The following is a 12265-nucleotide window of genomic DNA, read 5'->3' on the forward strand; positions in this document are numbered from 1 at the left end:
GGTATTGTAGTTTATTCGGCCACATGCCTGTAACACACAGGCAAGTCCGGAGCTTGCCAAAAAACTCAACAGGAATCATAATGCGAATCGTTCTCATTATCCTTCACTGTTGTCCGCCGCCATGACCAAGAACAATAAGCAAGCATCCTTCATCAAGAGCCGCAAGCACGCCCGTGTTCTTCCTGCACCCGCGTTCGCCATGCTGGCCACGCTTGGCATGTCCGCCCACGCGGCGCCCGACAATGTGATCGACCAGAGCATCCCGACCGTGCAGGTGACTGGCGCCAATGCGAAGGCTGGGCCGGTCTCCGCCAACGACAAGTTCACCGCGCCGCTGCTGGACACGCCGAAATCGGTGACCGTGGTCACCGCCGACACGATCGCCCAGACCGGCGCCGTCTCGCTGACGGACGCGCTGCGCACCGTGCCGGGCATCACCATTGGCGCGGGCGAGGGCGGCAACCCGGTCGGCGACAACCTCTTCATCCGCGGCTACAACGCCCAGACCGATACCTATATCGACGGCATCCGCGACGCCGGCTCGCAGTCGCGCGAGATCTTCAACCTCGAGCAGGTCGAAGTGGTGAAGGGCCCGAACTCGGCCTACGGCGGCCGTTCCTCGGCCGGCGGCGGCGTCAACCTGGTCAGCAAGACGGCGCAGGGCTACGATTTCAACAACGCCTCGGTGGGCATCGGCAGCGACAAGTACCGCCGTATTACCGGCGACGTCAACCGCGCGCTGGGCAGCAACAGCGCCTTCCGCCTGAACGCGATGGCGCACGAGAACGACGTCCCCGGCCGCAAGGTGGTCGGCGGCAATCGCTGGGGCGTAGCGCCGACCGTGACTTTCGGCCTGAAGGGCCCGGACCGCGCCATCGTCAGCCTCTACCACCTGACCTCGCACGAAATCCCGGATACCGGCATCCCCTTCAACAACCCGGTCACGACCGGCGCCGACGTGTCGAAAAACGGCAACGGCACGCCGTTCGCGGTCGACCGCGAGACCTTCTACGGCCTGGCCAACCGCGATTTCCGCGATACCAGGAGCGATGTCGGCACGATCGACCTGCGCCACGAGTTCAGTCCCACCCTGGCGCTGCGCAACGTGACCCGCTACGGCAAGTCGAACAACGACTACGTCTGGACCCAGCCCGACGATTCGAAGGGCAACACGGTCCGCTACGGCACCGTCTGGCGCCGCGCCAATACCCGCGCCACCGAGACGCGCACCTTCGCCAACGTGACGAGCCTGAGCGGCGAACTGACGACCGCGGGCCTGAAGCACAGCTTCAATACCGGCGTCGAATTCGACCGCGAGACCACCGACCGCAGCACCTGGCTGTTCACCCCGGGCACCAACAACCCGCTGACCAACACCTTTACTTGCCCGACCTCCGGTGCGACCACGCTGTACAACTGCACCACCCTGGTCAACCCGAATCCTTACGACCCCTGGGTCTACACCCGTACGAAGTCGGGCGCGCTGACCCATGTGTCGACGAAAACCAAGGCGGTCTACGCCTTCGACACCATCGAGATCAACCCGCAGTGGCTGCTGAACCTGGGTGTGCGCTGGGACGACTTCCAGAGCACCCTGGACACGCTGCCGACCGCCACCACGGTCGCCGCCCACGCCGTGGTCGACACCGATTTCGTCAGCACCCAGGCCGGCCTGGTCTACAAGCCTTCGAAGAACGGCAGCATCTACCTGTCCTTCGCCAGTTCGGCGACCCCGCCGGGCAACGACGGCGGCGACGGCCTGGATGCGCTGACCGCGGTGATCCAGAACCTGCAGCCCCAGCGCAGCCGCAACCTCGAGCTGGGCACCAAGTGGGACCTGCTGCCGGGCGGCCGCCTGTCGGTGACCGGCGCGCTGTTCAAGAGCACCATGAACAATGCCCGCGTGACGGCGCCGGACGGCACTACCCAGAACGTCGGCCGCAAGGAAATCCAGGGCGTCGAACTGGGCTTCTCGGGCAAGCTGAGCAGCGCCTGGACCGTGTTCGGCGGCTACACTTACCTGGACGCGGAGATCGCGGACAACGGCTTTACCAACACCGGCACGACCGCAGCGCCGATCTGGACCGCGTCGCCCTTCAACGGCAACCGCTTCCCGACCACGCCGAAGAACAGCGCCTCGCTGTGGACCAGCTATGCCTTCACGAAGGACTTCACCGCCGGCTTCGGCCTGAGCGCGATGTCGAAGGTCTACGCCAACGTCAACAACAACAAGTGGGTGCCGGGCTATGCACGCTTCGACGCGATGGCCAGCTATGCGCTGAACAAGGACATCAGCCTGCAATTGAACCTGCAGAACCTGGCGGACAAGCTGTACTTCGACAAGGTGTCGTCGCCGCACTATGCGGGCGTGGCGCCGGGCCGTTCGGCCACCCTGACTGCCAACTTCAAGTTCTGATCACATCATGATGCTGCACATCCCTGGCGTGCTGTCCCCGGAACAGGTGAAGGCGATGCGCGAGCGTCTCGCGTCCACCGACTGGATCGACGGCCGCGCCAGTGTCGGCAGCCAGGGCGCGCAGGTAAAGCGCAACCGCCAGCTGGCGGAAGGGTCGCCGCTGGCGCTGGAGCTGGGGCAGATCGTGTCCGCGGCGCTGATGGCGCATCCCTTGTTTTTTGCGAGCGTGCTGCCGCTGCGGATCCTGCCGCCATTCTTTAACAGCTACGCCGGCGGCGAGCATTACGGGCCGCACGTGGATGGCGCCATCCGCGCGCAGCGCGGCGGGCCGGCCTTGCGCACCGACGTGTCCTGCACCGTGTTTTTATCGGAGCCCGAGGAATATGAAGGCGGCGAGTTGAGCGTGATCGATTCCTACGGCACGCACGAGGTGAAGCTGCCGGCGGGGGATGCGATCGTGTATCCATCGACCAGCATCCACGAGGTGCAGCCGGTGACATCCGGCGAGCGCGTGGCGTCCTTCCTGTGGGTGCAGAGCATGGTGCGGGATGACTGGAAGCGCGCGATGCTCTACGAACTCGATACGAACATCCAGTCGCTGCGGGCCAGGCACGGTGACGGCCCGGAGCTGGTGGGGCTGACCGGGCATTATCACAACCTGTTGCGGCAGTGGGCGGAGACCTGACTCTAAGGCGTTCCGTACATCAGATTTATTAGACGGCGGAGAGACATATCTCCGTGTGCGGTCGCTTTGAGAACAGTGTCTAACAAATCGATGGTTTTGCCGCGGCAGTCCTTGATTGTAATCCCGGGTTCTTTGTCGGCGCTTAAGTCAACAGGCGGGAACGTAACATGAGGATCTTCAGGGTCGTACCACTGTTTGAGAAAGGTCGATGTCTCCATGCAGTAATCGAATCTTGCGAATCGATGCTCTGCCAGCAGCAGGATGCGGCCCCGCCTGTCGAAGATGATGACCGCAGTGCCAGGCCAGCCGCTGTTTGACAATCCGACGAAGGCTTCACCGTTCGGCGCGGCGTGAAAAGTGTCGAAGGCCGCGTCGTTCAGCTGGAGCAGAAGCCGTCCCTTGTCGTACACCTGTACCGTGAAATCGGGCGACATGGGGTCTTTCGTCGAGTCGAAAGACTGCTCGATGCGAATGTCGCCGAACGCGAAGGTCTTCTGTTGTTTCGTTCGTTTCGTTGAAGGCATGTCTGCATTCGCCGTCGTCGACACGACGAGACCGAGCAGTATCACGGCACAACGCATCGTCAGTGCTTTCATCAAAACCCCTTTGCTTGACCGCCTCACAATCCGTAGCCGCTGGCCTTCAGGATCGCGCCCGGATCCCGTCGCTCGATCAGCTCGCGTATGGCGGCGTGTTTGTCACGCGCATGCGCCACGTAGGCTTCGGCGATGCGCATCCCGACCCAGTAGCCGGCTTCGGAAGGCCATCCTTCGGGCGGCGAGCCGTAGTTCGCGATCCAGCGGCGGAAGCGGGGACTGGCCATCGGCTTGCGCAGGCTGGCGCTGTCCTCCAGCATGGCCTGGCGATCGCGCTGGAATTCCTGCCACAGCCAGGCCTCCCTTTGACGGGCCCACGCGTCGCGCTCCAGGTCCGGTATTTCGCCGGTCACCAGGCTCGCCAGGTAATCGGCGACGCCCTCGCGCAAGGTCTCGCTCAGCAGGGGATCGGCCAGCTCCTGCGGGCTTCTGTCGGCCTGCCAGGTGTGCACCGTTTCATGTGCAAAGAAGCTGCGCATCGTGGTGCGGAACTGTTGGCGCGTGGTGCCCGGCAGACAAGTGATTTCCAGGCCAATCACTTGTGCCTCTGCGTTCGCGGTGCCGCCCGAGCTGCTGGCGCCGAAGACGACGTGGATGGCGGGCAGCGGGCGTTCCGGCACCAGGCCGGCATAAGCCAGGTAGATCGCCTGCAGGTCGCTGCGCAGGGCAGGCAGTTGCGGCAGGCATTCGCGGATGGCATAGCGGTAGTTCTCGGGCTTGGCCGCCACCACCCGCGCCAGGCGTTGCGCGTCGCCGATCCGGTTCGGCGTGAAGATCTTCACACCGGGTCCGGCGCCGTCCAGATAGCCGCGCTGCAGCACCTCGGCCGTCGGCACGGCGCCGTTCTGCATGAGACGCGCGAAGCGAAGCGCGTCGCGGGCGTCGATGTCGGCGCTCAAAGGATCGACACCGGGGGCTGCGGCGGCAAGGCCGGACAAGAGTGTTGCGCCAACGAGGGCGATATGGCGGAATTTCATGGTCGGTATGTCTGCATCTGTCATTGAACGTGCAGGATACCGAGATTGTGGCCGCAGAATTCCTCACAATCTCACCAGGCGCGCTTTTGCCGGAGAATGAAAAAAGGCCGGAACCTTTGCGGGTTCCGGCCTTTCTTGTTGAGGCTTGCCACTGATCACCGGGGTCAGACCCCACCCGGATGAACCGGGGTCTGACCCCTCCTGACTTCTGACCCCTATGCAGCCAGCAGCTGACGCAGCACGAACGGCAGAATGCCACCGTGCTTGTAGTAGTCCACTTCGATCGGGGTATCGATACGCAGCAGTACCGAGGTCTCTTTCACGGAGCCATCGGCGCGGTGGATCACCAGGGTCGCCTGCATCTGCGGGCGGATCTCGCCTTCCAGGCCCTTCAGGTCGTAGGTCTCGTTGCCGGTGATGCCCAGGGTTTCGACGCTGTCGTCGCCCAGGAACTGCAGCGGCAACACGCCCATGCCGACCAGGTTGGAACGGTGGATACGCTCGAACGAACGGGCGATCACGGCCTTCACGCCCAGCAGCTGGGTGCCCTTGGCGGCCCAGTCGCGCGAGGAGCCGGTGCCGTACTCTTCGCCGGCGAAGATCATGGTCGGGGTGCCTTCGGCGATGTACTTCATGCCCGCGTCATAGATCGACAGCTGTTCGCCGCTCGGCTGGTGGATGGTGATGCCGCCTTCGACTGCGGAACCGTCGGCCTTTGGCGGGATCATCTTGTTCTTGATGCGGACGTTCGCGAAGGTACCGCGCATCATGACTTCGTGGTTGCCGCGGCGCGAGCCGTAGGAGTTGAAGTCGGCCTTGAGCACGCCGTGCTCTTTCAGGTACTTGCCTGCCGGGCCATCTTCCTTGATCGAACCGGCCGGGGAGATGTGGTCGGTGGTGATCGAGTCGCCGAACACGCCCAGGGCGCGCGCGTTGCTGATGTTGGCGGCGGTGGCCGTCGGGGTCATCTCGAAGCCCGAGAAGAACGGTGGCTCGGCGATGTAGGTCGACTCCGGCCAGTTATAGACCTGGCCTTCGACTGCCGACACGGCTTCCCACAGCTGGCCAGGGTTGCCCTTGACGTCGGCGTAGTTGGCCTTGAAGACTTCCGAGTTCATCGCGAACTTCATCAGGTCCTGGACTTCCTGCGAAGTCGGCCAGATGTCGCCCAGGTAGACGTCGACGCCGTCCGAACCCTTGCCGACCGGCTCGCTCATCAGGTCGCGCGTCACGTTGCCGGCGATCGCGTAGGCGACGACCAGCGGCGGCGAGGCCAGGAAGTTCGAACGGATGTTCGGGTGGATACGCGCTTCGAAGTTACGGTTGCCCGACAGGACCGCGGCGGCGATGATGTCGTTCGAGGTGATCGCGGCGTTCAGTTCCGGGGTCAGGTCGCCGGCGTTACCGATGCAGGTGGTGCAGCCGTAAGCGGTGACGCCGAAGCCCAGCTGGGTCAGGTAAGGCAGCAGGCCGGCGGCTTCGAGGTACTCGGTGACCACGCGCGAGCCAGGCGCCAGCGAGGACTTGATGTGCGGCGCGACGGTCAGGCCTTTTTCGACGGCCTTCTTGGCCAGCAGGCCGGCGGCCAGCAGCACGCTCGGGTTCGAGGTGTTGGTGCAGGAGGTGATCGCGGCGATCAGGATGTCGCCGTTCTTCACGCGCAGGCCGTCGGTGGTCTCGTAGACCTTGTTCAGGTCGTCGGCGGCCTTGTTGAAGCCGTTCGCGGTGGTCGGCTTGCTGAACAGGTCGGTGAAGGTCGACTTCATCGCGCCCAGTTCGATACGGTCCTGCGGACGCTTCGGGCCGGCCAGCGACGGGGTCACGGTCGACAGGTCGAGCGACACCACGCGGGTGTAGTCGATCTCGCCTTCTTTCGGCACGCCGAACAGGTTCTGGGCCTTGAAGTAGTTTTCGAAGGCAGCCAGTTCTTCTTCGGTACGGCCGGTGCCGCGGAAGTAGTCGACGGTCTTTTCGTCGACCGGGAAGAAGCCCATGGTCGCGCCGTATTCCGGGGCCATGTTGCCGATGGTCGCGCGGTCGGTGGTAGACAGCGAGCGCGTGCCTTCGCCGAAGAATTCCACGAACTTGCCGACGACCTTCTCTTTACGCAGCATTTCGGTGACGGTCAGCACCAGGTCGGTCGCGGTGCAGCCTTCGCGCAGTGCGCCGGTCAGGTTCACGCCGATGACGTCCGGGGTCAGGAAGTAGACCGGCTGGCCCAGCATGCCCGCTTCCGCTTCGATACCGCCCACGCCCCAGCCGACGACGCCGACGCCGTTGATCATGGTGGTGTGCGAGTCGGTGCCGACCAGGGTGTCCGGGTAGTACATGCTGCCTTGCTTCATCACGCCGCGCGCCAGGTACTCGAGGTTGACCTGGTGGACGATGCCGAAGCCCGGCGGCACGACGCCGAAGGTGTCGAAGGCCTGCATGCCCCACTTCATGAACTGGTAGCGCTCGTTATTGCGCTGGAATTCCAGCTTCATGTTCAGGTCGAGCGCGTCCGGGGTGCGGAAGTAGTCGATGGTGACCGAGTGGTCGACCACCAGGTCCACCGGGACCAGCGGCTCGATCTTCTTGGCATTCGCGCCCATCTTGTAGGCGACGTTGCGCATCGCGGCCAGGTCGGCCAGCAGCGGCACGCCGGTGAAGTCCTGCAGCACGACGCGCGCGACGACGAAGGGGATCTCTTCGGTGCGGGCGGCGGTCGGGCCCCAGTTCGCCAGCTGGCGGATGTGTTCTTCGGTGACCTTCTTGCCGTCGCAGTTGCGCAGCACGGACTCCAGAACGATACGGATCGACACCGGCAGGCGCGACAGGTTCACGCCCAGGGCTTCGCCCAGTGCCGGCAGCGAGTAGAACTGGCCGTTCTGGCCCGCGGTCAGCGGGAATTCCTTGAGGGTGTTGAAGGTGTTGTGAGACATGAATTCTCCTTGGTAAAAATCAGCTTTTCTTTTCCGCAGGCGTCGTCGCCACCAGCGACTTCGCCTGTTCGGCGTTCTTGCATTCGTTGGCCAGCTGGCGGTTCAGCTTCGAGTCGAGCAGGATGCCCTTCGACGGGATGCCGATCCAGATCAGGCCGAACTTGGTGTTCTCGAAACGCAGCGCGCCGGTGGTGGTTCCCACGCGCTCGAGGCGGTGCAGGCGGTTCTTCCAGCGCAGTGCGATGTGGCCGCTATCCTTTTCGTTGGTATAGATGGTGACCCTGTTGTTCAACTCGCACGCGTATTCCGCGACGACGGTGTCGGTGATGTCCGGTTCCGGTTCGTCGTCCGCGACTTCCTGCTTCGGTTCTTCCTTCTTGTTCTTCCTGGATTTCGAGGCCTTGGCCTTGGCTTGCTCCTTCAGGACCTTGACGGCCTTCGGGTGCTTTTCATGATCGGTGGTCGTGGCGGATGCCGGCGCGCAAATGCCGGCGGCCGCGAGCGCAAGGGCGCAGGCGGCGGCGAGATGTTTCAGGGTGATGGCCATCAGATGGATTCCGGTTGGTTGACGAGTGCCGCCGCGGCATCTGGCAGCGCGAGGCCAGCCAGCTTCGCGCGCTGCAACACCGCCCAATAATATCGGTAGCTGGCGCGGTCATGCAAGCGGCCATGCTGGGCGATCGGCCCCCAATCTGCTGCCATTGCTTCAAGCAGGATATTGCTTGCTTCGTTCACTTCCGATACGCGCGGCGTGAAGGCCTTCACCACCGGCTTGATCTGGCTGGGGTGGATGCTCCACATGCGCGTGAACCCGAATTCGCCGGCGGCACGGGTGGCGTCGTTGGCGACAACCGCACTGTCCTTGATATCGGTCGTCACATTATGGGAGGGGACCTTGTCATACGCATGACATGCCGCAACCATCTCCAGCTTCGCCCGTACTACCAGCGGATGGGTAAATTGACCCGGAGTACGCATAGCGCTTGCCGGAATCGCGCCATAGTGGGTCGACACAAAATCCATGATGCCAAACGAGAGACATTCGACCTGGGGCAGGGCGGCGATCTCCCACACTTCATGCAGCGCGCCGTGGGTCTCGATCAGCACGTGCAGCGGGATCGGCTTGCTGCCTGCCGGACGCCCCGATTTTTCCGCGATTGCATTGATGATTTGTTGCGCGCGCAGCACATCGGCCACGCCGTTCGGCTTGGGCAGCACCACGTAGGCCAGCTTCGCTGCGGCGTTGCCGACGATGATGCCGACATCGTGCGCGAAGTGTTCGCTGCCGACGTCGTGCAGGCGGGCGCCGATGCGCTTGAAGCGGTTGTCTTCGCTGTTCAGCAGGCTCGCGACCAGCTGGGCGTGCTCACGCTCCTGACCGGCGGCGGCGCCGTCCTCGCAGTCGAAGGTGATGTCGAAGACCGGGCCAAGCTCTTGTTGCAGGACCATCGATTTGCGCATCAGCTTCTCGCTGCCGGCGTAGTGGTCGCAGGCAGGGAGGAGCAGTGGCTGGCGTTGGCCCTGGAATAAAACCTCGGAGGGGTGCATTTTGGATAACGTATTAATACGTCGTTCCCGCGGAGGCGGGAACCTAAGTTTGCATGCGCAGTCGAGACGCTTGCAGAACTTGGATTCCCGCCTTCGCGGGAATGACGGGAAAAATTACTGGCCCAGCAGGTGAGCGACGCCAGCCTTCTCTTCTTCGAGTTCTTTCAGCGTCAGGTTGATGCGTTCCTGCGAGAACTGGTCGATGTCCAGGCCCTGCACGATGGTGTACTCGCCGTTTTCGGTGGTCACCGGGAAGCCGAACATGGTGCCTTCCGGGATGCCGTACGAACCGTCCGACGGGATGCCCATGGTGGTCCACTTGCCGTTGGTGCCCAGCATCCAGTCATGCACGTGGTCGATCGCTGCGTTGGCGGCCGAGGCCGCCGACGAGGCGCCGCGGGCGTCGATGATCGCTGCGCCGCGCTTGCCGACGGTCGGCAGGAAGGTGTTGGCGTTCCATTCCTGGTCGTTGATCATGTCCTTGACCGACTGGCCGTCGGCGGTGGCGAAGCGGTAGTCGGCGTACATGGTCGGCGAGTGGTTGCCCCACACGACCATCTTTTCGATGCTGCCGACCGGCTTGCCGGTCTTGGCGGCGACCTGCGACAGGGCGCGGTTGTGGTCCAGGCGCAGCATGGCGGTGAAGTTCTTGGCCGGCAGGTTCGGGGCCGACTTCATGGCGATGTAGGCGTTGGTGTTGGCCGGGTTACCGACGACCAGCACTTTGACGTTGCGCGAAGCGACGGCGTCCAGCGCCTTGCCCTGCACGGTGAAGATCTGGGCGTTGGCTTCCAGCAGGTCCTTGCGCTCCATGCCCGGACCGCGCGGACGGGCGCCGACCAGCAGGGCGACGTCGACATCCTTGAAGGCGGTCATCGGATCGCTGTGGGCGGTCATGCCGGCCAGCAGCGGGAATGCGCAATCGTCGATTTCCATCATGACGCCCTTGAGCGCCTTCTGTGCCTTCTCGTTGTCGATCTCGAGCAGCTGCAGGATGACCGGTTGATCCTTGCCCAGCATGTCGCCATTGGCGATGCGGAACAGCAGGGAATAGCCGATCTGGCCGGCCGCGCCGGTAACGGCGACACGCATTGGGGTTTTAGCCATGATGAATCTCCAAAGGGGTTCGGGAAAACTACTATGATACCAAAAGCGAATCGGTGGTTCGGGCACCGAATCGACCGGGAGTGTAGTCCTCCGATATTCCATCTGTCAATTCATATCATATGTCTTATATAAGACACATAATCTTTCCGGCTGCGCACTGGACGCAGAGTGGGATTTGTGAAAAAATCGCAGTCTATGAATCAGGTCCCGTCCAATCCGAACAGCAATGGCGCCGCAAATAACACCGCGGGCGGCGCCGGCAGCGCTGCCTCCGGAACGGGATCTTCCCAGGCGAACACCTCCCCCACATTCTCCCCGCTGTACCAGCAGATCAAGGCCCTGATCACCCAGAGCCTGCAGTCCGGCGAGTGGAAACCGGGCGAACTCATCCCCAGTGAAGTCGAGCTGGCAGGCCGCTACAAGGTCAGCCAGGGCACGGTGCGCAAGGCGATCGACGAGCTCGCGGCCGAGCACCTGGTGGTGCGGCGCCAGGGCAAGGGCACCTTCGTGGCCAGCCACAACGAGGCGCGCGCCCACTTCCGCTTCCTGAAGCTGGTGCCCGACGAAGGCCTTCCCCATCCATTGGATCACCAGTACCTCGAGGTCAAGCGCATCCGTGCGGCGGCCGAGGTGGCGCGCCTGCTCGACCTGAAATCGGGCGACGCGGTCGTCTACATCAAGCGCACCATGTCCTTCGAAGGCGCGCCGACGATCCTGGAAGAGCTGTGGCTGCCGGGGCAGCTGTTCAAGGGCCTGACGGCGGAGCGCCTGGCGGAATACAAGGGGCCGATGTACGGCCTGTTCGAATCGGAGTTCGGCACCCGCATGATCCGCGCGACGGAAAAGATCCGCGCGGTGGCGGCCGATGCCGGCGCGGCCGAATTGCTGAAAGTACCGGAAGGCACGCCGCTGCTGTGCGCCGACCGGGTGTCGTTTACGTACGGGGACAAGGCAGTGGAATTGCGGCGCGGTTTATACCTTACCGCCTCGCACCATTACCAAAATGAATTGTCCTGATAAATTTTTGCGCTGGCCCTATGCTGGTGCAGGATTCGCCTCGAGCGAGTAAAATGGATTGGTTTTGGGAAAGCGTCAACGAAGCCCGGTCGACGTTCCCCCAGGTCTGAAAACGGATCTGGAGCAGGTCACAAAATCGATGAATCTGGGTTGGATAACTAAGTATTTGAGGGAGGTGTTGCAATGTCCGAAGCCGTGAGAGAGGCTCAAAAGAAGGGTCGACCGGTAATTCGTAACGTCGATTTTGGCGATATTACTTACCGTGGTTACTACAAACAGCCGCCGTCGGCGATCGTGTCGATCCTGCACCGCGTGAGCGGCGCCGGCCTGTTCCTGTTCCTGCCGTTCCTGCTCTGGCTGTTCCAGGAGAGCCTGCGCTCGGAGATCTCGTTCGCGCACTTCGCCGGCGTCGTCAGCCACCCGGTCGCCAAGATCATCATCCTCGGCCTGTCCTGGGCTTACCTGCACCACTTCTGCGCCGGTATCCGCCACCTGTTCATGGACAACCACATGGCCCTGGACAAGGATGCGTCGCAGAAGACCGCACGCTGGGTGCTGATCGTCAGCCTGGTCCTGACCCTGCTGGTCGCCCTCAAATTGTTCGGAGTGTTCTAATCATGCAAGGTTCCAATACTAAAAAGAATATCGGGCAACGCCGCCTGGTCGTCGGCGCCCACTACGGCATGCGCGACTGGCTGGCCCAGCGCCTGACCGCGATCCTGATGGCGGTGTTCACCGTCGTCCTGCTGGTCTCCTTCCTGACCGGCCAGAATTTCACCTACGAAGGCTGGGCCGGGCTGTTCGCGCGCCAGTGGTTCAAGCTCTTCACGATGGTGACCCTGTTCGGCCTGTTCTACCACGCCTGGGTCGGCATCCGTGACATCTGGATGGACTACGTCAAACCGGTCGGTATCCGCCTGACCCTGCAGACCCTCACGGTGTTCTGGCTGCTTGCCTGCGCCGCCTGGACTGTGCAAATTCTCTGGAGCGTTTAA

The 12265-nt window shown here is 63.0% G+C and carries 11 protein-coding genes; 5 read left to right on the forward strand and 6 right to left on the reverse strand.

The features are described from left to right. Positions 1-121: 121 nt before the first annotated feature. Both LQV39_RS12905 and LQV39_RS12910 read left to right on the forward strand, forming a co-directional pair. Complete coding sequence (locus LQV39_RS12905) at positions 122-2416, forward strand: TonB-dependent siderophore receptor (protein ID WP_230026094.1); 2295 nt, start codon at positions 122-124, stop codon at positions 2414-2416. 7 nt (positions 2417-2423) lie between these two features. Further along, positions 2424-3101, forward strand: a complete 678-nt coding sequence (locus LQV39_RS12910) for a Fe2+-dependent dioxygenase (RefSeq protein ID WP_230026096.1) — start codon at positions 2424-2426, stop codon at positions 3099-3101. 2 nt (positions 3102-3103) lie between these two features. Here LQV39_RS12910 and LQV39_RS12915 read toward each other — a convergent pair whose 3' ends face one another. The 6 genes from LQV39_RS12915 to LQV39_RS12940 form a co-directional block, all read right to left on the reverse strand. After that, positions 3104-3697 (reverse strand): hypothetical protein, encoded by a 594-nt coding sequence (locus tag LQV39_RS12915; protein ID WP_230026098.1) that lies wholly within the window; start codon positions 3695-3697, stop codon positions 3104-3106. Between the two features lie 23 nt (positions 3698-3720). Further along, the gene (locus LQV39_RS12920; protein WP_230026100.1) at positions 3721-4674 is read right to left on the reverse strand and encodes a DUF2268 domain-containing putative Zn-dependent protease; all 954 of its coding nucleotides are present in this window, start codon (positions 4672-4674) and stop codon (positions 3721-3723) included. Positions 4675-4889: 215 nt separating this feature from the next. Beyond that, complete coding sequence (gene acnA / locus LQV39_RS12925) at positions 4890-7598, reverse strand: aconitate hydratase AcnA (RefSeq protein WP_230026102.1); 2709 nt, start codon at positions 7596-7598, stop codon at positions 4890-4892. A gap of 19 nt (positions 7599-7617) precedes the next feature. After that, on the reverse strand, positions 7618-8145 hold the full coding sequence (locus LQV39_RS12930; protein ID WP_230026104.1) for a hypothetical protein: 528 nt from the start codon (positions 8143-8145) through the stop codon (positions 7618-7620). After that, positions 8145-9146: a CoA ester lyase gene (locus LQV39_RS12935; RefSeq protein WP_230026106.1), complete on the reverse strand. Its 1002-nt coding sequence runs from the start codon at positions 9144-9146 to the stop codon at positions 8145-8147. Before LQV39_RS12935 ends, LQV39_RS12930 begins: the two co-directional genes overlap by 1 nt. Positions 9147-9260: 114 nt before the next feature. Beyond that, complete coding sequence (locus LQV39_RS12940; protein WP_230026108.1) at positions 9261-10253, reverse strand: malate dehydrogenase; 993 nt, start codon at positions 10251-10253, stop codon at positions 9261-9263. 195 nt (positions 10254-10448) lie between these two features. Here LQV39_RS12940 and LQV39_RS12945 point away from each other — a divergent pair, with 195 nt between their 5' ends. The 3 genes from LQV39_RS12945 (at position 10449) to sdhD (ending at position 12265) form a co-directional block, all read left to right on the forward strand. Further along, a complete protein-coding gene (locus tag LQV39_RS12945) occupies positions 10449-11270 on the forward strand; it encodes a GntR family transcriptional regulator (RefSeq protein ID WP_230026110.1) in 822 nt (273 codons plus the stop codon). 183 nt (positions 11271-11453) lie between these two features. Continuing rightward, the gene (sdhC, locus tag LQV39_RS12950) at positions 11454-11885 is read left to right on the forward strand and encodes a succinate dehydrogenase, cytochrome b556 subunit (RefSeq protein ID WP_230026112.1); all 432 of its coding nucleotides are present in this window, start codon (positions 11454-11456) and stop codon (positions 11883-11885) included. A 2-nt stretch (positions 11886-11887) separates the two neighbouring features. Continuing rightward, positions 11888-12265 carry a succinate dehydrogenase, hydrophobic membrane anchor protein gene (sdhD, locus tag LQV39_RS12955; protein WP_230026114.1) on the forward strand — a complete coding sequence of 126 codons (378 nt, stop codon included), beginning with the start codon at positions 11888-11890 and terminating at the stop codon, positions 12263-12265.

Source organism: Massilia sp. Bi118, assembly GCF_918697865.1.
Classification (GTDB): Bacteria; Pseudomonadota; Gammaproteobacteria; order Burkholderiales; family Burkholderiaceae_D; genus Telluria.

Excerpts from the sequence above, each read along its gene's own strand:
- LQV39_RS12905 (WP_230026094.1), top strand. The coding sequence starts at position 122 with ATGACCAAGAACAATAAGCAAGCATCCTTCATCAAGAGCCGCAAGCAC.
- LQV39_RS12910 (WP_230026096.1), top strand. The coding sequence starts at position 2,424 with ATGATGCTGCACATCCCTGGCGTGCTGTCCCCGGAACAGGTGAAGGCG.
- LQV39_RS12915 (WP_230026098.1), bottom strand. The coding sequence starts at position 3,697 with ATGAAAGCACTGACGATGCGTTGTGCCGTGATACTGCTCGGTCTCGTC.
- LQV39_RS12920 (WP_230026100.1), bottom strand. The coding sequence starts at position 4,674 with ATGAAATTCCGCCATATCGCCCTCGTTGGCGCAACACTCTTGTCCGGC.
- acnA (WP_230026102.1), bottom strand. The coding sequence starts at position 7,598 with ATGTCTCACAACACCTTCAACACCCTCAAGGAATTCCCGCTGACCGCG.
- LQV39_RS12930 (WP_230026104.1), bottom strand. The coding sequence starts at position 8,145 with ATGGCCATCACCCTGAAACATCTCGCCGCCGCCTGCGCCCTTGCGCTC.
- LQV39_RS12935 (WP_230026106.1), bottom strand. The coding sequence starts at position 9,146 with ATGCACCCCTCCGAGGTTTTATTCCAGGGCCAACGCCAGCCACTGCTC.
- LQV39_RS12940 (WP_230026108.1), bottom strand. The coding sequence starts at position 10,253 with ATGGCTAAAACCCCAATGCGTGTCGCCGTTACCGGCGCGGCCGGCCAG.
- LQV39_RS12945 (WP_230026110.1), top strand. The coding sequence starts at position 10,449 with ATGAATCAGGTCCCGTCCAATCCGAACAGCAATGGCGCCGCAAATAAC.
- sdhC (WP_230026112.1), top strand. The coding sequence starts at position 11,454 with ATGTCCGAAGCCGTGAGAGAGGCTCAAAAGAAGGGTCGACCGGTAATT.
- sdhD (WP_230026114.1), top strand. The coding sequence starts at position 11,888 with ATGCAAGGTTCCAATACTAAAAAGAATATCGGGCAACGCCGCCTGGTC.